Genomic DNA, 17,920 nt, shown 5'->3' on the forward strand with positions numbered 1-17,920 from the left:
AACCAGTCCGATCACTGACCGACAAGGGATGCCGCGAAGATGTGCGGCGTGAAGCCGGTGAGATCGTCGATTCCCTCACCTTGGCCGAGCAGTTTGACGGGGATGCCGGTGCGCTCCTGCACGGCGAGAACGAACCCGCCTTTGGCTGAACCATCGAGCTTGGTGAGCACGAGTCCGGTGACGCCAGCGTGCTGGAGGAAGGCCTCAGCCTGCATGACGCCGTTCTGTCCGGTCGTGGCATCGAGCACGAGCAGCACTTCACTGATGGGCGCCTGCTTTTCGATGACGCGACGAATCTTGGTCAGCTCGTCCATGAGTCCGCCCTTGGTGTGCAGGCGGCCGGCGGTGTCGATGATCGCGATCTCGATGCCCTCGCGCTGCGCGAACTCGACCGTCTGATATGCGACGGAGGCCGGATCCTGTCCTTCCTGCTGCGGACGGACGATCGCTGCTCCTCCACGCTGAGCCCAGGTCGCGAGCTGATCGACTGCGGCCGCACGGAAGGTGTCGGCTGCTCCGACGACGACGCTGCGCTGGTATCCGCGCAGGAACTTCGTGAACTTGCCGATCGTCGTCGTCTTGCCCACACCGTTCACGCCGACGACGAGCACAACGGCTGGCCGCTCGGTGAGCTTCAGAGTCGTGTCGAACTTCGCAAAATGCTCTTCGAGCGTTTCGCGCAGCATCCGCTGCAGATCCTTCGGGTCAGTCGTACGGTAGCGTTCGACCTTCTCGCGCAGTTCATCGACGATTCGCTCGGAGATGTCGGGGCCGAAGTCGGCAGTGATCAGCGCCGTCTCGAGGTCTTCCCACGTCGTCTCATCGATTGTGGGTTTGACGAACATGCCGCGCAGCGCGCGACCGAGGGTCCAGGACTTCTCCGCCATGACTCCAGCCTACGGTGCGGGTAGCTCAGCCACGCAATGCGGGAGCTGCGGAGCCGACGAGGTCGTGCAGTGAGGAATCCGGCAGATACGCCCGAGTCAGTGCGATCCCCACGCGCGGGAGGTCGCCCTCATCGCGGTAGAGCAGGTGCATCGGCTCGGCGCGAGGATTGAACTTCTGCTTGAACTTGTGGAGCGAGCGGAAGCCGTAGAGCGGTTCGACCAGCTGTGCGACGCGATCAAGCACGGCGTAGATCGCGTTCGTCTCAGTGTCCTCGGTTCGCACCAGTGGAGCACCCGAGAGCGAGATGAAGGAATGCCCCTGTTCTGAGAAGTGCTGCGCCGCAGCGCCGATCAGGAACTCCATCACCGGACCGAATCCGCCATCTCTGCGGCGCATGAGATCCAGCGTCCAACCCTCGACAACACCGCCAGGGCCGTAGACCGGAAGCCACGAGGTCACACCGTGCAGGCTCCCCTCAGCATCCACCGCAATCCCGACGGCGACCTCAGGATCCATCGCGTCATCTACCGTGCCGAGAGTGAAACGCATCTCGGGCAGCCCTTTGTCGCCGGTCCACTGCTCGGAGATTGCGCGGACCTGCGCCCTGACGCTCCACGGCTCGTCTGCCAGCCGCACCATCCTGAACTCGATGTTCTCGCGCGCAGCGCGATTGATAGCGGTCCGCACCGCGCCCCAGGCCTTGCCCTTGAACTCGAGCCCTGGAAGATCGACGAGAGTGTCTTCGGCCACGACGATGGAGCGCCATCCTTGTGGCATCGCCAGACGGATCTTCTCACTCGACGAGAACGCACACGGGATATAGCCCATCTGCTGCGCCGCTGACGCATAGGCCTCGAGAGCGTCCCGTTCGTTGCCATCGGGCACGATCGGATCACCCAGCAGAATCGCGACGCCGGAGTGAGTCTGGTAGGCGATCACTCCGTCCGCGGCCTCCATATGACTGTTCCCGCGCCAGGTCGCCATCCACGACAGCGTTCCTCCGCCGGTCTCGTGAAGCGTCTCGCGCACGGCCTGTGGCGTGACGGGCGTGGTCGAGAGACGCCGGCGCGACCGGCGAAACGGAACGCGGAACGCCCCTCGTGCGATGAACATCACGATGAGCATCGCGACCCACAGCAACGTGGGCGCGATCTGCAGCCCGACAACGTCCCATACGGAACCGATCCGACCGCCGCTCAGCAGCACAGGGATCAGGGCGAACGAGATCACTGCGGTGACGAGGTTGAAGATTGCGAGGACGACAGTTGCTAGCCACGCGATCCGGTACCCGATTCGCACTCCGTTCGCGATGAATGCGATCACCACGACGTCCAGAGCCACGTCGAAGAACGAATAGACCGGCGCGTTCTCCCCCAGCGGGCCATCAAAAGGAACCGCGAGATCGATGATCTGAATCGCGCCGATCGCGATCAGACCGGCAAAGGCGAGGAGGCGCCATTCGCGCTCAGTCGGTCGCCCCTCGGGGTGGCGGAACGCGGGAAGCATGCCGCTGACCACAAGGGCTGCAGTCATGGCGACGGCGTGCTCGAGGTCATAGAGCTGCCCGAGGTAGAGCACCGAGATCGTCACCCACAGCACGATCGCAATGCGTGCGCGCAGACGCCAGGGCGACGGCAGAGTGGCGATCGCGAACACCAGGGCGGTCATGGCGCCGCACGAAGGGCCGACGTCCAGTGCCTGCGACAGCCGATCCGACCAGCGCCAATCGACAGGCGTGAACAGAGCGAGAATCCCCGCGGCTCCCAGCACGCCGACGAGATGTCCGACGATGACGAGGCCGATGGTGCGCAGCGAGCCGAACTGCCATTCCGCCCAGCCGATCCCACCGAGGATCAGTGGAAGAAGCGTCAGGTAGGCGAACGGTGGATCCGCGAAGAGCGGCGAAGTGAACAGGGTCCACCAGCGTCCCTCGGCGAACGAGGGCAACCCTGTGGCGACCATCTCGAACCAGGGCTTGTCGTGCGCCGCCGACCACAGCGAGCCCGTGATCACGCCGATCAGCAGGAACACGAACGTAAAGGCGAGTGTGAAGGGCATCCGGCGCACACCCTGGAGCACGAAGGTCATGCGCCTCAGCATATTGGTGTGCGGATGTCGCACAGAAGGTCAGCTTGCCGCGCGATCTCCGACGCGCTGCCCGACCACCGCAGAGACACCATCCTGCCGCATCGATACCCCGTACAGGGCGTCGGCAATCTCCATCGTGCGCTTCTGGTGCGTGATCACCAGAAGCTGCGAGCTCTCCCTGAGCTGTTCGAACACGGTCAGCAGGCGCCCGAGGTTCGCGTCGTCGAGAGCGGCCTCCACCTCATCGAGGATGTAGAAGGGGCTCGGGCGAGCCTTGAAGATCGCCACGAGCAGAGCCACCGCAGCAAGCGAGCGCTCCCCACCGGAAAGCAGGGAGAGCCGCTCGATCTTCTTGCCGACCGGGCGAACCGCCACCTCGATTCCCGTGGTGAGCATGTTCTCCGGATCGGTCAGAGAGATGCTCCCTGTACCGCCAGGGAACAGCAGCGGAAAGACCTCAGTGAACGCCTGCCGAGTGTCTTCGAACGCGCTCGCGAAGATCGTCTGCATGCGCTCATCGAGATCCGCGATGATCGTGAGCAGATCCTGGCGGGTCTGGGTCAGGTCAGCGAGTTGTTCGGTGAGGAATGCGTGCCGCTGCTCGAGCGCTGCGAACTCCTCCAGGGCCAGAGGATTCACCCGTCCGAGCTGTGTCAGCTTGCGCTGGGATTCAGCGAGGCGCCGCTCCTGCACTCTCCGGTCGTACGGGATCGCCGTGGAGTCGATGCCGTCAATGGACTCAGGATCGACCTCAGCAAGCGGATCACGGGGAACAGGCTGTTCCGGTCCATATTCCGCAACGAGAATATCTTCGTCGAGTGCGAGTTCTGAGGATACTCGTTCCAACAGACTCGTGAGGTGCAGCTTCTTCTCGTGGATCTGCAGTTCAAGACCGTGCACACTCTCCGTGAGGCCAGCAAGACGTTCACGCAGGGAACCCTCTTGCACGCGCAGCGCAGTGAGCTCCTCGTTCTGCGCGGAACGCGCGCTCTCCGCTTCAGTCAGCGCCAGTCGCGCTTCGGCGGTCGAGCGGTCCAGGGAATCGAGGATCCGAGGAAGCTCAGACGCGACGCCGGAAGCCGCTTCACGCTGCGCGCGGCGGATGACCGCACGACGCGCGGCTTCGGCCGCGGCATCCCGCTCCTGCTCGCGCTGGCGTTCAAGGCTCGCGACACGCGCCTGGGCCGCGCGCACGCGTTCACGCAACGTCTCGATCTCGAGTCTTGCGCGCACCTCGCCTTCACGAGCTGCTTCAAGCGCTTCGAGGAGGCCGTCTCGAGCGGATGCATCGAGCACCGGACGCGGCTTGGTCTCTGCGGCTTCGAGTTCTCCCTGCGCGGCTGCTGCCGCAGCCTCAGCATCTGTCACGGCGCTCTGCGCCTGCGAAAGCCCGGATTCCAGGCGCTCGCACTCGGCGACTGCCGACTCGTGCCGAACGGTGACCCGATTCAACTGCTCGGCATGCGTCGCGAGAGCGGCGTCGTGCTCACGCAGTGCGCGCAGCGCATCCTTCGCTCGCTGACGCGTCGCATTCACTCGTTCTGAAGCATCCGTCCGTGCTTCGCGCATCGAGTCGACGATCACCCGCACTTCGGTGAGGCGTTCCTGCGCAGCATCCCGCTCAGCTGTCAGCTCGAGGCGCGACCGTTCTCCACCAGACCTCGTGCGAAGGGTCTGAGCGGTGATCACGTCGCCACCGATCGTGACGATCGTCACCGCGCTGTCACCCAGCGCGTCCAGAGCTGCACGAGCATTCCGTGCCGCATCGAGGTCGTCAGCGACGAGCACGTGTGCGAGCACGCCGAGCACGCCCGTGGGCGCGGTGACCACCGAGGCCGCCGGGGTGACGCCTGCCAATGCGGGGAGCTGAACGGCCCCCGCCATGGCGTCCGCCATGACGAAATCGACCACGCCGCGCCGGTCTGCCACTGCCGACGCAGCAAGCGCGAACGCCGCCTCTGCATCGTCGACGAGTACGCCTTCAGCCAGCGGTCCGAGTACTGCCGCGATCGCTGCCTCGTACCCCGCGGTGACCTGCACGGCGTCTCCGACGAGCCCTCGAACACCGGGGGCGCCGCTCTTGACGACTTCGGCGGCTCCTCCAGAGAGCGACAGAGCGCTGCTGAGCGCCGCCGCCTTCGCCGTCAGGGACCCTGCTTCGCGCTCGGCGGCGTGCAATCGTTCGCGCAGCTCCTCGAGCGCTGCTTCAGCCGCTGTCGCATCGCGCTGAGCATTGTCGTACGCTGCCGCATGCTCGGCGGCACTTCCCTCGGGGGCTTGCGCGTCGTCGATCTGCTCCAGCGCTTCGGCTGCCTCACGGCGTCGTTCGTTCGCCGCCTCAAGCGCGCTCGCCTGGCGCTGCACAGCACCGCGCACAGCGGCGAGAGCGGATGCCGCGGCTTCTGCCGTACCCCGCAACGCCGTCAGATGCATGTCATGTTCGGAGACGAGAGCGCTCTGCTCGGCGATGTCGACATCGAGCGTGTCGAGCTCTGCACGCGCATTGACCACTTCACGGCTGGCGGCGGACGCGGCATCCTGTGCCTCACCGAGCCCGGCAGAGATCGTGGTGATCTCGTCCTTGGCCTCATCGATCGTCGCCTGCGTGACCGTGACGGAAGCGACGGCCGCGTCGTCCTCTTCTGAGCCGAGAAGTGCGAGGCGCTGATTGGCGAGAGTGTAGAGCGACCGCATGCGCTCCTGGACCTGCTCAAGGCCGAATGCGACTCCACGAGCCTCGTCGACTGCCGCCGAATTCTGATCAGCCTCGAGCTTTGCAATCGCGGTCCGCACGGCATCCGCCTGCTCCGTGATCACAAGACGCTCGGTGTGACGCTCCTGCTCCGTACGGGCATGGTCGGCAAGCGACGTCCGCAGCGCCACCACATCGTCGGCGAAGATGCGTGCCTTCGCGTCTCGCACGACGGCAGCGATCGTCTGGGCCTCGCGGGCGATCTCCGCCTGGCGTCCGAGCGGCTTGAGCTGGCGCCTGATCTCACCGGCGAGGTCGCTGAGGCGCGTGAGATTGGCCTCCATCGCATCGAGCTTCCGGAGCGTCTTCTCCTTGCGGCGTCGGTGCTTGAGGATCCCGGCTGCCTCTTCGATGAATCCGCGACGGTCCTCCGGTGAAGCCTGAAGCACGGTATCCAGGCGTCCCTGCCCGACGATGACGTGCATCTCGCGACCAAGACCGGAGTCACTCAGCAGCTCCTGCACATCGAGAAGTCTGCAACTGGAGCCATTGATGGCATACTCACTCGAGCCGTTGCGGAAGAGTGTGCGGCTGATCGTGACTTCTGCGAACTCGATCGGCAGCGCGCCATCACTGTTATCGATCGTCAGCTGGACCTCTGCGCGACCGAGCGGGCCGCGCGTGGACGTACCGGCGAAGATGACGTCTTCCATCTTGCCGCCGCGAAGCGTCTTCGCTCCCTGCTCACCCATCACCCAGGCGAGCGCATCGACGACGTTCGACTTGCCGGAGCCGTTGGGTCCGACGATGCAGGTCACGCCCGGTTCGAAGACGAACGAAGTGGGCTGTGCGAACGATTTGAAGCCCTTGAGCGTCAAGCTCTTCAGATGCATGCGCGCACCGTCCGTCCGGGGAGAATCACGCCGCCACGCTACCGGAATCACACCGTGATCCCGGCATCCCGCGCGGTGACTGGGTGGATCTGCGCACGATGCGACACGCCGATGAACAAACAAATCCTTGACGTCTGCTGTGAAGATCCACTAACTTTGCAAGCCGGATCGCTCACGAAAGGAGGACCTCATGATTACCGCAACTGTCAAGGCATCAGCCATCGGCTTCGATGCGAAGCGTTCAGCGCATGATTCGTCCTCCGCCTTCGGCGTCCGACGTAGCGCGCTCTCGTAGAGCCTCTGCCGGAGATCTCCTCCTCTCGAGCCTGATCTCCGCCGGTTCCCGCCGCTCCCGCATCGGTCGATGACTTCGACCCTCTGCATCCCACCTCAGGTGACGTCTCCACTCTTTGAGACCTCTCGTCCGCGCTCCGGCCGTCCCCGGATCTCGCGCTTCCTTCCCCCAGAAAAGTTCGATAAGAAACGAGCACTCTCGTGAGTACTGAAGCACTGCTTCGCAACACCATCCACCCACCATGTAGCCAGGAACAGGAGACTCTTGAGATCACTGTTCCCGCAGACCGAAAACAACTGAACATCGCCGACCGGCTTTCGCTGCGGCTCGGACTCTGGCTGATGCTGCGCACGCAGCGCTCAGCCCGCAACCGCCGCACGATGATGAGTCGTGAAGAGGCAGCTCGGCTCCTCGACGCCCAGCGCCCCGGGGGACTCACCCACTTCACCGAGCGCGAAAAGGTGGCGATCCTCACCTACGACATGCAGCGCCACATGCTCTGAATGGGAGGCACTGTCATGACTATTCACCTCACCGAATCGGCCACACTGCATCCGCTCCTGCTTCCCGCAGGGGCGGATGCGGCGCCCACCGATGAGATCCGCGCGTACGCGGACGTACGCAACCGGTCCCTTCTCGAGACGACCGGTCGTGACGATGACGCCCTGTCTGCCGCAGCGCTTCTGCCCGTGCTCTACAGCAGTCGCGCGTCGCGAAAGCGGCAGTGGTTCGTTATGGATGCCGGCGAGATGGTCGGATGCATGGCCGTGGACATGCTGCAGGATGCATCCGCGGACACCGCCATCGCCGTCATCGCTCTGCTGCGCTCGCACTGGCGCCAGGGCATCGGCACGGCTGCCCTCGCGGTGCTGGAAACCGAACTCCGCGCCGCAGGCGTGCGGGCGCTTCTCGGCTGGGCCGAGCATCACGGCGACCAGACGAACTCGCTTCACTCACCAACCGGTTTCGGAGCGGTTCCGCGGGACGCAACCGCAGAGTTCCTGGAGAATCGCGGCTTCGCCCTGGAACAGGTCGAGCGCGCGAGCGAACTCGTCTGGTCAGCGGAAACGCACACGCGATTGACTCGATCTCTCAACGTTGCCCAGGAGCACGCGCGCGACTACCGGGTCGTCCAGTGGGTTCTGCCCACACCTCCCGAGTTCGTCGACGGCTATGCCTGGATGAAGTCGCGCATGTCTACCGATGTGCCTGATGCAGAACTTGGGATTCCTGAAGAGGTCTGGGACGCCGAACGTGTCGCTGAGCTCGAGCAGCGGCAGGCTGCGAAGGGATTCACCATTCAGGTGACTGCGGCTGAGCACATCGCGGGCGGCGAGCTGTGCGCGTTCAACGAACTCGCCATCAACCTCTGCGAACCGGCCGGGACGACACACCAGTACGACACTCTCGTGCTGGCCGGTCATCGCGGGCATCGCCTCGGGACGCTCGTGAAGACCGCGGGACTCCTCCGCTGGCATGACCGTTACCCTCAGTCACCGCGCGTGATCACGTACAACGCGGAAGAGAATCGTCCGATGCTAAGCATCAACGAGACGATCGGATTCGCGCCCATGTCGTATGAGGGCGCATGGAAGAAGGACCTCACATGAGTGACATCGTCATCACCCCGATGGTGGTGCCCTCCCACCTGGATACACCAGAGGCACATGAGTTGCGCGCGATGGTGCGTCTCGGGAATGAAATGGCGAGGAAGGATGCCGGGATCGATGACCTCGACGAGACCGTCGCGGAATCCCTGCCATCCTGGCTGGATCAGACCGACCAACTCCGCGCGGGTTTCATCGCCCGACGAGGTGATGAGATCGTCGGTGCGGCTGAGCTCTCCACGTCCACCGCCGCCGGCACGCTTGCTGCAGATCTCGCTCTGATGGTGCCGGCCGCCGAGTTCCCAGGGGGTACCGCTCAGGTGCTGCTCGATCGCCTCGAACACGAGGCCGCATCCCTGGGACGCTCAGTGCTGCAGACGTGGACCCTGCACCCGGCACGCCACTCCGGAGGGACTCTCACCCCTGCAACGGGCTGGGGCTCTGTCTCTTCGACGCCGATGTCAGACCTGCTCATCGCGCGCGGCTACGCCCTCGAGCAGGTCGAGCGGAACAGCGTGCTGCCATTGCAGGGGCCGCTCGAGGATGTGTGTGCCCGTCTCGAAGAGGCCAGCGCCTACGCTGGGCCCGACTACCGCGTTGTTTCCTGGAGTCTGCCGACACCACCGCCGTTTCGCACCGGGTATGCGCACCTGATCGCCAGCATGATCACCAACATTCCGACCGGTGATCTGGTCACGCAGGAAGAGCAATGGGATGAAGACAAGCTCGTGCGTCACGACGAGCGGATCATGGCCGCCGGACAGACGCTGTCGATCGTTGCCGTTGTGCATGAGCCATCAGGACAGATGGTCGCGTTCAATGAATTGGCCGTCGGTGAAGACCGCGCAGGTGTCACCCAGCAGTGGGGCACGCTCGTCCTGGGTGAGCATCGGGGCAAGCGGCTCGGCACGATCGTGAAGTGCGCGAACCTTCTGCGCTGGCGGGAGATTGCACCGGATTCGCCGAAGGTGACGACGTTCAACGCCGAGGAGAACAGACCGATGCTCGGTATCAACGAAGCAATCGGGTTCGTGCCAGCATCCTACGCGGGAGGGTGGCAGAAGAAGCTTCGTTGAGATCATCCGAGCGATGTATGCAGTGGCGACTCCAGGCTGACGACACGACCAATCCTGCTCGCGAGGCTGAAAGCATGAATTCTTCCGTCATCGAAGCGAAGTCCCTGACCAAGGCATTCGGCACCACGACTGCACTAGCCGGTGTGGACCTCACGGTGCAGCGCGGCGAGTCCGTCGCGATCATGGGCGCGTCCGGATCCGGCAAGACGACGCTGCTGCACGTTCTTGCGGGAATCACCGCGCCGGATGCTGGTCGAGTGCTGTTCTCCCCGGTCACCGGGCCTGCCGCGGATGTCACCACGATGAATGAGCGTGACCGTTCGCGATTGCGACGAGAGTCCTTCGGGTTCGTCTTCCAGCAGGGGCTGCTGATTCCTGAGCTCACGGCGATCGAGAACATCGCCCTCGCTCTGATGATCAACGCGACACCGCGTCGGACAGCCATCGAGCGTGCGGCGGGGTGGATGGCATCACTCGGTCTCGTGGGGTTCGAGGATCGCCGAATCGGCGAGCTATCCGGTGGACAGGCACAGCGCGTCGCAATCGCACGCTCACAGGTGACCGGTGCGGAACTCGTCTTCGCGGACGAACCCACTGGTGCTCTGGACAGTCAGACCTCGGCAGACGTGATGAACGCGCTCCTGTGGTCGACGACGGGTCAGGGCCGCACGCTGATCGTGGTGACCCATGATGCCGATGTCGCATCTCGCTGCTCGCGCACCGTCCACGTGCGCGATGGACGCATCACCGCAGCTGCCGGAGCGCAGGCATGAACGCCCGTGTTCTGGCTCTGCTCCTGCGTCCCGGTCCTGGCCAAGGCGGCATCATCGCGCTTCCGATGATCGCCTTCGCGTTGGTGACCGCAATCGTGCTGGTCGTCATGGGCGGCGCCCAGGCGTTCTGGAGCTGGACTGATCCGGAAGCCAGCATCTACCACGCTCTCGCGGCCATCGCCCTGGTGCTGCTGGTCGTGCCATTGGTCAGCCTCGGCGGTGCGGCGGCACGGTTGTCTGCACGACGCCGTGACGAGCGGCTGTCGACCCTGCGCCTGATGGGTGTTTCTCCTGGCGGCGTCATCACTGCCACGGTTGTGGAATCGACGCTCCTCGCTGCGGCGGGTGCGCTCGCGGGAATCGTCCTCTACATCGCGTGCGTCCCGCTGCTCGGTCTCATCACTTTCCGCGGGACACCCCTGGGGCTCACCGCCGTGTTGCTGTCGCCGCTCGCCATCGCCGGAATCGCTGCGTGCATGATCGCTCTGGCCGGGGTGAGCGCGGTGATCGGCCTGAGGCTGGTCGTGATCTCGCCGCTCGGCGTGCGAACGCGTGCTGCAGTGCCGCGAGTGCATTGGATGCGTGCCGTCGGCGCGATCGCTGTCATCGCGCTCGCCTTTGCGACCATGATGTGGTTCCCCGGTACGACAGGCGTCGTCGTCACGATCATCGTCGTGGCAGGGATGTTCGCCGCAGCGCTTGCGGTGCTGAACCTGGTCGGGCCTTGGGCTCTGAAAGCGCATGCCCGACGTGGACTGCGACGCGCGGAACAGCCGAGTCGATTGCTCGCCATGCGCTTCATCCTCGAATCTCCCAAGGCCGCCTGGCGCCAGGTGAGCGGAGTGGCGATGGCCAGCTTCATGGCCGTCTTCGCGGGCGCGGGCGTTGCCATGGTCGACACAGCATCTGCTGCGGCTGCCGATGATGCGACCCTCGTACTGATCGGTGACATCCGCACCGGGCTCATCATTACGCTCGTCGCCTCGTTCGTCATGGTCGCTGTCTCAGTCGGAGTCAATCAAGCATCCGCAATCATCGATCAGGGGGAACTGCACCGCAGCCTGCACTTCTTCGGAGTGCCTCTGGAGGTCGTCGATTCCGCACGCACCCGCGCTGTCATGGCGCCTCTGCTGGTCACAGCGATCTGCTCGGCATTGTGCGCGGCTGTTCTGGTGCTGCCGCTGATCGGCCTCGCGCTGATCGTGCAGCCCCTCTCGATCGTGACGATCCTCGCGGTACTCGTCTCCGGGGTGGGCATCGTGTGGCTGAGCACCCGTCTCACTCGTCCGCTGCTGGCTCGCGCCTTTGCGCCTGCGTGATGATCGCCGTCTTATCTGCCGTCGACGATCGACATGAGGCCTGCGAAGGCGAAGATCGCGGGTACCGCGTACAGAAACACGAGCGTTGCGGCCCATCCGGTTGCACCGAGTATCCACCAGATGCCGGTGCGCCGATCTCGCAGATCAAGCCGAGTGCCATCGCTTGCAATACGACCTGTGGGCATCATCTCCACGGCGTATGGCGTGTCCTGTTCAGGAATGCGTTCGTCGCGGTAGCCCGAGGCGTTGCGCACGAACGGTTTCGCCGCTCCCTCAATGACTTCTGCGACCACTTTCCACGGCTCGGGGTTCGCGAAGTCGGCGGCTGACGACCGGAAGAAGACCATTCGATCTGCGATCGTCTCCATGCTGAACGCCGGCGCGTGATCGATCAAGGCCGCCATCACATCCGGTGGGAGCAGGAACAGAGCATCCCGCTCGTAACCCGCTGGCACGAAAAGTCGGAACCAGCGGTCGAAATCGCCCTCCAGCGAGAGTGTCTGGTAACCGCTGATATGCACGGGCAGCATGCGCGCGAGGCTCTTGCCCGCTTGTGATTCGAGCAGCATGTGCGGAAGCGGTGCGTGCAGGTGGAGCGCGATGTACTGCCAAGATCCAGACCGCGATCGGCTCCGATACCGAATATTGCCGAACTCGATGCCATCCGCGACGAAACGCGCAGATGAGTGGATGCGATCTTCCGCGGTGATGAGCGAGGCGAAAGCAGCACCTCCCCCCGACTGAGGCTCGAACCCGTTTGAGAGCGCGGTGAGCTCCTGACGCCACGCCCGAATCCGCATCCGCGGCGATGGCGGCCTTGCCGACCATCTGTGCAGCCAGACGGCGAAGACGATCCACGCCACGAGAATGGCGCTGCAGATCGTGATGTCCCCGACGTCCCGCGCTTCGATGCGGTTGTCCTGCAGTGTGTCGATGCGGACCCCGAGAACCATCAACACGATGCAGAGATACCAGAGCATCAGACAATCGTTGATGTCCGAGAGCACTCGGCGTTTCGTCGGCACCCACCGAGGGCGTGAGCTGATCCTGCGCCGGTGCATCGCCTCCGCGACTTCGCGATCAGGAGCCGAAAGCCAGTACAGATCCACCAGTCGTCCCCCGCTTTTGTTCAGATCTCAGGCTATCTGGACTTGCGCTGGCACCGCGGGCAGAAGTGCGACGACCGATTCATGAAGGCCTCCCGGCGGATCTCGCCCCCGCAGCGCGGACAGGCTTGCCCGCCTCGTCCATAAGCGTTCAGCGAGTGGGCGAAGTACCCCGCCTCGCCGTTGACGTTCACGTACTGGGCATCGAAGCTCGTCCCGCCCTCGGCGAGAGCCTTCTCAAGCACCAGTCGCACTTCTGTAAGAAGGCGGTCAACTGCAGCACCCGTCAATGTGCGCCCGTGTGACTCAGGGTGGATGCGCGCAGCCCAGAGCGATTCGTCAGCGTAGATGTTTCCGATTCCGCTGACGACGGTCTGATCCAGCAGAATCCTCTTGACCGCGCTCGCCCGACGTCGCACGGCGCCGATGAAGACATCGTCGTCGAACGCGGCATCCAGTGGGTCGCGCGCGATATGCCGTACTTGTGTCGGAATCAGATCGCTGCCGTCGGCAGTGAGCTCATCGACTGCCAGCGAACCGAACGTGCGCTGGTCTGCGAAAACAACGGCGAAGTCGCCATGCTGTGGATGCTGGATGCCGATGCGGATGCGTTCATGACGCTCAGTGGGAGCCTCGGGAGTGCGCAGCAGCATCTGACCGCTCATCCCCAGATGGGCAGTGAGCGCGTGAGTCTCCCCTGCCATGGGAAGCCACAAGAATTTGCCGCGTCTGGATGCGCCGACAATCGATGCGCCCTCCAGACGGGCGGCGAAGTCCGCCGCTCCTGCGGGATGCCGCGTGAGCGCTCGCTCATCGAATACCGAGACGCTCGTAATCGTCGCGCCGATGACTGCGGGAGCGAGGCCTGCGCGGACGACCTCGACTTCGGGAAGCTCAGGCACGCTCGCTGAGTGCGCGCCACACGTTGAGGGCACCCGCCATCTCGGCGGTCTTCTTGCTCGTGCCCTCACCGCTCATGCTGACGTCGCCGACCGTGACGATCGCCGTGAAACGGCGATCGTGGTCTGGGCCTGTAGCCGACACGGAGTACGTGGGAGGTGCGGCGCCGATGCGGGCAGCGAGCTCCTGCAGGCTCGTCTTCGGATCCATCGCGGCACCATAGCGTTCTGGATCGTCGAGCAGAGGCTCGGTCAATCGCAGCACGAGTTCGGTCGCAGCATCCTGACCTGCGGAGAGGTAGGTGGCGCCGAACACCGCTTCCATGGTGTCGGCCAGGATCGAGTCCTTGTCGCGCCCACCGGTGCGTTCTTCACCACGGCCGAGCAGAAGGTGCTCACCGAGCCCGATGGCTCGCGCAACCTCGGCGAGGGCAACGGTCGAGACGACGCTCGCGCGCCGTTTGGCAAGCTGCCCCTCATCGATGTCGGGGTGAGTGACGAACAGCATGACGGTGACGGCTTGGCCGAGCACAGAGTCGCCGAGGAACTCCAGGCGCTCGTTGTGCGGGATGCCGCCGTGCTCGTATGCGTACGAACGGTGGGTCAACGCTAACGCAAGCAGCTCAGGGTCGATATCGACCCTGAGCTTCGCTGCGAGACTCGCCGTCCCTTGCGGGACCTCTGTCACGATCGTGAGACCGTGATCAGACGTCTGCGACCTTGCGGCCCTTGTACTCGAGGAACAGCTCGGTGCCCTGCGAGTCGGTGACGACCTTCGCCTGGTGCGGACGGCTGTAGACGGTCTTGCCGTTCTCAACGGTCTTGACGAGAGCAATCGGCTCCGCCTTCCACTGCGCGCGACGCGAGCGGGTGTTGGAACGGGAAACCTTGCGCTTCGGGGGGTTACCAGCCATGGCTAACTCTCTTCTGTGTTCTCGGGACCGCGGCTCTCTGCCGCACTCCCCTGGTCTGCGATCTGTCGGAGCGCACTCCATCGAGGATCGATGGGAGCGTCATCCTCTACCCTGGTGCTTCCGGTCAGCCGCTCACCCGTGTTCGGGTCAAGCCCGGGGCAGTCCGGCTGACACACCGGCTGAAATGGAAGCGACAAAACTGCCGCTTCCCTGACAAGAGTTTCAAGATCCACGTGGTCGTCTTGAACCTCGAAGTCAGTTTCTTCCTCACCAGGATACGCGAAAAGCTCCTGGAACTCGACTTCGACAGGCTCGGCGATGTCTTTGAGGCATCTTCCGCAGACGCCCTTGTACTCAGCCTCCGCTGTTCCGGAGACGAGAATGCCCTCGTGGACGGACTCCACCCGGACTTCCAGGTCAAGATCGGTGCCCGCCTCGAAGGAGACGATCCCCTCTCCCCACTGGTCTGGGAGGGCAACGGAGAACTGATGCTCACGCATCTCACCGGGTCGTCGGACGATATCGCGCACGGGCACCACGAAGGGGCCGTTAAGTCGAGTCTTCACGCTTCAATGCTACCGGCGGGACTTTCTCCAGGCTCAGTATCCGCTGACCGTGCGCTCAGAGTCCGCGTGCACCTGTGTCGAGGAAGGCTGCGACGGCGCGGGGAACGAAGGGCGAGATGTCGCCGCCGAGACCGGCGACCTGGCGGACGAGTGAGCTGGACACCATCGCGTGCGAGGGATCCGGCAGCAGGAACACCGTCTCGATATCAGCGAGGTGGCGGTTGACGATCGCCATCGGCGATTCATAGGCGACGTCGATCTGAGAGCGGATGCCCTTGACCAGCACCCCTGCGTTGACGTCGCGAGCGTAGTCGACGAGGAGACCCATGCTCCAGGAGCCGATCACGATGTTCCCCGGCATCCCATCTTCAGCAATGGACTGCTCAAGCAGCGAGAGTCGCTGAGCGATGGGCAGCATCGCTTCTTTGCCCGGGTTGTGCACGACCAGCACGTGCAGTTCGTCGTAGAGCTTCGCCGCTCGCCGGATCACATCGAGATGACCGAGGGTCGGCGGGTCGAAGGAACCAGGGACGACGGCGATCCGACTGCTCATGATCTCACCCTATTGCACGTCGAGTGACTAGTTCTTGGCAAGAGCCGCACGATCCTCCTCGGTGACCCGGCGTGCGATCACGTCGCGGAGCCCAGCGTGCTCGGCGAGACTCGGATCCGTCTCGAGAATCTTCTCCGCAAGCTCACGTGCACGGGCGATGAGTTTGGAGTCCTTCACCACGCGCAGCAGCCGCAGCGAGGAGCGCACGCCCGATTGCGTCGAACCGAGCACATCACCCTCGCCGCGCAGCTCGAGATCAACCTCGGCGAGGGCGAATCCGTCGAGCGTCGCGGCTACGGCCTCGACACGCTCACGCGCGAGTGAGCCCTCTTCGGCTTCGGTGACAAGCAGGCACAGGCCCGGGATGGAGCCTCGACCGACGCGTCCACGCAGCTGATGGAGCTGCGAGACACCGAACCGATCCGCATCCAGGATGATCATCGTCGACGCGTTGGGAACATCAACCCCGACCTCGATGACAGTGGTCGCGATCAGCACATCGATCTCGCCGCGCGCGAATGCCTGCATGACGGCATCCTTCTGATCCGATGGCATCTTGCCGTGCAGCACCGCGCGTCGCAGCTTTCCGACTGTCGGGTGCGTCTGGAGCGCTTCATCGAGCTGGACCACCCCCCACTGCGGACCTGTCGCGCCCTCTTCAGTCGGAAGCAGCGCCGCGCCTTCTTCACCGGCGGCATCCGTCTTCTTGGTCGTATCGATCGCCGCGCAGACCGCGAAGACCTGGTGCCCCTGCGCGACTTCCTCCGCCGCACGATCCCACACCCGTTGGAACCATCCCGGATGCTCGGCCAGAGGCGCCACGAAGGATTGGATGCCTGCTCGCCCCGCCGGCATCGTGCGGATCACCGAAGTGTCGAGGTCGCCGAAGACTGTCATCGCCACGGTGCGCGGGATAGGCGTCGCTGTCAGCACGAGCGCGTGCGGACTGGTGCCCTTCGCGCGCAGTGCTTCGCGCTGTTCGACGCCGAACCTGTGCTGTTCATCGACGACCACGAGCCCGAGTTCGGCGAACGTCGTCTTCTCTCCCAGCAGCGCATGTGTGCCGACCACGATCAGCGCTTGACCGGAGGCGACGCGCAACGCCGCCTTGCGGCGCTCAGCAGCCGGCATCTGACCGGTGAGCAGAGTCGGCATCAGCTCTGGCGCGAGCTTCGGCCCCAGCATCTTGGTGATCGAGCGCAGGTGCTGACCTGCGAGGACCTCGGTAGGTGCGATCAGCGCCGACTGCCCACCGGACTCGGCGACCTGCAGCATCGCGCGCAGGGCGACGAGGGTCTTTCCTGATCCGACCTCGCCTTGAACGAGCCGGTTCATCGGCCGTTCGCCGGTCAGATCCGAAGCGACCTCCCCTCCCACCGACTGCTGATCCGGGGTGAGTGTGTACGGCAGTGTCGCGTCAAAACGCTCGAGCAGTCCTCCCGCGGCAGCTCGGCGCGACTTCGCCGTCAACGCGCGCACTGCTTCGCGCTGTTGAAGCAGCGCTGTCTGCAGCACCAGGGCCTCATGCATCCGCAGCGTGCGCACGGCGGGGTCGATGTCGTTCTTCGTCTGCGGCCGGTGCACCTGGATCAGCGCGGTACGCGCATCCAGCAGCTTCTCCTTCGCCCGGATCTCCTGCGGTACGGGGTCTGGCACGACGCTCAGCTTCGGCAGCAGGCTTTCGATGAGCTCGCGGAACTGCTGACTGGAGACCGCAGAGGTCGCGGGATAGATCGGCAGCGGGCGGCTGGCCTGGTCTTCCGCTTTGGCCTGCGCACTCTCTGCATCGTCGAAGAGCTCGTACTGCGGGTGAGCGAACTGGATCACGTCGCGGTACTCGCCCACCTTGCCGGAGAACATTCCTCGGCGGCCGCGATAGAGCTCGCCCGCACGCCACTCCGCCTGACGTAGGTTCTTCGCGAAGAAAGTGAGCGACACTCGCCCTTGACCATCGCTGATGATGACGTCCGTCATCGCTCCTGAGCGGTTACGCATCCCCCGAGCCGACGACGACAGAACCTCGGCGACGATCGTCACCGTCTCGCCCACCGGCAGATTGCTGATCGGCGTCAGCTCGGCCGGATCCGCATAGCGGCGCGGATAGTGTGCGAGCATCTCGCCGACCGTCTGCATGCCGAAAGCCCGATCGAGCTTCTTCGCCGCAGTCACCCCGACAGCATCGGTCAGTGGCGAGTCGAGCGAGAAGGTCATGCCTGAAGTCTAGATAATGCCCCGGACAGTCTTAGGCTGA

The 17,920-nt window shown here is 64.4% G+C and carries 15 protein-coding genes; 5 read left to right on the forward strand and 10 right to left on the reverse strand.

The features are described 5' to 3' along the window. Nucleotides 1–11: 11 nt before the first annotated feature. From ftsY to smc, 3 genes are read right to left on the reverse strand one after another with little or no spacing between them, the layout of a single operon-like run. Complete coding sequence (gene ftsY / locus ACTU6V_RS08465; protein ID WP_443468188.1) at nucleotides 12–887, reverse strand: signal recognition particle-docking protein FtsY; 876 nt, start codon at nucleotides 885–887, stop codon at nucleotides 12–14. Between the two features lie 25 nt (nucleotides 888–912). Further along, a complete protein-coding gene (locus tag ACTU6V_RS08470; RefSeq protein WP_443475417.1) occupies nucleotides 913–2,976 on the reverse strand; it encodes an MprF family protein in 2,064 nt (687 codons plus the stop codon). Nucleotides 2,977–3,015: 39 nt separating this feature from the next. Next, entirely contained in the window at nucleotides 3,016–6,561 is a 3,546-nt protein-coding gene (gene smc, locus ACTU6V_RS08475) for a chromosome segregation protein SMC (protein ID WP_443468186.1), read from the reverse strand. Between the two features lie 495 nt (nucleotides 6,562–7,056). Here smc and ACTU6V_RS08480 point away from each other — a divergent pair, with 495 nt between their 5' ends. The 5 genes from ACTU6V_RS08480 to ACTU6V_RS08500 all read left to right on the forward strand — a co-directional run bounded on the left by ACTU6V_RS08480 (nucleotide 7,057) and on the right by ACTU6V_RS08500 (nucleotide 11,631). After that, on the forward strand, nucleotides 7,057–7,359 hold the full coding sequence (locus ACTU6V_RS08480) for a hypothetical protein (protein ID WP_443475418.1): 303 nt from the start codon (nucleotides 7,057–7,059) through the stop codon (nucleotides 7,357–7,359). Between the two features lie 15 nt (nucleotides 7,360–7,374). After that, nucleotides 7,375–8,466 (forward strand): GNAT family N-acetyltransferase, encoded by a 1,092-nt coding sequence (locus ACTU6V_RS08485; protein ID WP_443468184.1) that lies wholly within the window; start codon nucleotides 7,375–7,377, stop codon nucleotides 8,464–8,466. Beyond that, nucleotides 8,463–9,539 carry a GNAT family N-acetyltransferase gene (locus ACTU6V_RS08490; RefSeq protein WP_443468183.1) on the forward strand — a complete coding sequence of 359 codons (1,077 nt, stop codon included), beginning with the start codon at nucleotides 8,463–8,465 and terminating at the stop codon, nucleotides 9,537–9,539. Before ACTU6V_RS08485 ends, ACTU6V_RS08490 begins: the two co-directional genes overlap by 4 nt. A 74-nt stretch (nucleotides 9,540–9,613) precedes the next feature. Then, nucleotides 9,614–10,312, forward strand: coding sequence for an ABC transporter ATP-binding protein (locus ACTU6V_RS08495; protein WP_443475419.1), 699 nt, complete (start codon nucleotides 9,614–9,616; stop codon nucleotides 10,310–10,312). After that, a complete protein-coding gene (locus ACTU6V_RS08500) occupies nucleotides 10,309–11,631 on the forward strand; it encodes a permease (RefSeq protein WP_443468181.1) in 1,323 nt (440 codons plus the stop codon). The genes ACTU6V_RS08495 and ACTU6V_RS08500 overlap by 4 nt, the downstream gene beginning before the upstream one ends. An 11-nt stretch (nucleotides 11,632–11,642) precedes the next feature. On the opposite strand, the gene ACTU6V_RS08505 is transcribed toward ACTU6V_RS08500, so the two are convergent. The 7 genes from ACTU6V_RS08505 to ACTU6V_RS08535 all read right to left on the reverse strand — a co-directional run bounded on the left by ACTU6V_RS08505 (nucleotide 11,643) and on the right by ACTU6V_RS08535 (nucleotide 17,880). Continuing rightward, on the reverse strand, nucleotides 11,643–12,611 hold the full coding sequence (locus tag ACTU6V_RS08505) for a hypothetical protein (RefSeq protein WP_443468180.1): 969 nt from the start codon (nucleotides 12,609–12,611) through the stop codon (nucleotides 11,643–11,645). 161 nt (nucleotides 12,612–12,772) lie between these two features. After that, entirely contained in the window at nucleotides 12,773–13,639 is an 867-nt protein-coding gene (mutM, locus tag ACTU6V_RS08510; protein ID WP_443475420.1) for a bifunctional DNA-formamidopyrimidine glycosylase/DNA-(apurinic or apyrimidinic site) lyase, read from the reverse strand. Next, entirely contained in the window at nucleotides 13,632–14,324 is a 693-nt protein-coding gene (gene rnc, locus ACTU6V_RS08515) for a ribonuclease III (RefSeq protein WP_443468178.1), read from the reverse strand. The genes mutM and rnc overlap by 8 nt, the downstream gene beginning before the upstream one ends. Before the next feature lie 16 nt (nucleotides 14,325–14,340). Beyond that, a complete protein-coding gene (rpmF, locus tag ACTU6V_RS08520) occupies nucleotides 14,341–14,550 on the reverse strand; it encodes a 50S ribosomal protein L32 (protein ID WP_076680491.1) in 210 nt (69 codons plus the stop codon). Nucleotides 14,551–14,552: 2 nt separating this feature from the next. Beyond that, the gene (locus tag ACTU6V_RS08525) at nucleotides 14,553–15,050 is read right to left on the reverse strand and encodes a YceD family protein (RefSeq protein ID WP_443475566.1); all 498 of its coding nucleotides are present in this window, start codon (nucleotides 15,048–15,050) and stop codon (nucleotides 14,553–14,555) included. A 121-nt stretch (nucleotides 15,051–15,171) separates the two neighbouring features. After that, nucleotides 15,172–15,669: a pantetheine-phosphate adenylyltransferase gene (coaD, locus tag ACTU6V_RS08530; RefSeq protein WP_443468177.1), complete on the reverse strand. Its 498-nt coding sequence runs from the start codon at nucleotides 15,667–15,669 to the stop codon at nucleotides 15,172–15,174. A gap of 27 nt (nucleotides 15,670–15,696) precedes the next feature. Beyond that, nucleotides 15,697–17,880, reverse strand: coding sequence for an ATP-dependent DNA helicase RecG (locus ACTU6V_RS08535; protein WP_443468176.1), 2,184 nt, complete (start codon nucleotides 17,878–17,880; stop codon nucleotides 15,697–15,699). Nucleotides 17,881–17,920 lie beyond the last annotated feature (40 nt).

Source organism: Microbacterium zouquanmingi (assembly GCF_052266675.1).
Taxonomy (GTDB): Bacteria; Actinomycetota; Actinomycetes; order Actinomycetales; family Microbacteriaceae; genus Microbacterium.

Bases quoted from the DNA above. Each gene is read 5' to 3' on its own strand.
- ACTU6V_RS08495 (WP_443475419.1), top strand. From the start codon at position 9,614: ATGAATTCTTCCGTCATCGAAGCGAAGTCCCTGACCAAGGCATTCGGC.
- smc (WP_443468186.1), bottom strand. From the start codon at position 6,561: ATGCATCTGAAGAGCTTGACGCTCAAGGGCTTCAAATCGTTCGCACAG.
- coaD (WP_443468177.1), bottom strand. From the start codon at position 15,669: ATGAGCAGTCGGATCGCCGTCGTCCCTGGTTCCTTCGACCCGCCGACC.
- rpmF (WP_076680491.1), bottom strand. From the start codon at position 14,550: ATGGCTGGTAACCCCCCGAAGCGCAAGGTTTCCCGTTCCAACACCCGC.
- ftsY (WP_443468188.1), bottom strand. From the start codon at position 887: ATGGCGGAGAAGTCCTGGACCCTCGGTCGCGCGCTGCGCGGCATGTTC.
- ACTU6V_RS08535 (WP_443468176.1), bottom strand. From the start codon at position 17,880: ATGACCTTCTCGCTCGACTCGCCACTGACCGATGCTGTCGGGGTGACT.
- ACTU6V_RS08490 (WP_443468183.1), top strand. From the start codon at position 8,463: ATGAGTGACATCGTCATCACCCCGATGGTGGTGCCCTCCCACCTGGAT.
- ACTU6V_RS08485 (WP_443468184.1), top strand. From the start codon at position 7,375: ATGACTATTCACCTCACCGAATCGGCCACACTGCATCCGCTCCTGCTT.
- ACTU6V_RS08525 (WP_443475566.1), bottom strand. From the start codon at position 15,050: ATGCGTGAGCATCAGTTCTCCGTTGCCCTCCCAGACCAGTGGGGAGAG.
- ACTU6V_RS08470 (WP_443475417.1), bottom strand. From the start codon at position 2,976: ATGACCTTCGTGCTCCAGGGTGTGCGCCGGATGCCCTTCACACTCGCC.
- ACTU6V_RS08505 (WP_443468180.1), bottom strand. From the start codon at position 12,611: ATGCTCTGGTATCTCTGCATCGTGTTGATGGTTCTCGGGGTCCGCATC.
- ACTU6V_RS08500 (WP_443468181.1), top strand. From the start codon at position 10,309: ATGAACGCCCGTGTTCTGGCTCTGCTCCTGCGTCCCGGTCCTGGCCAA.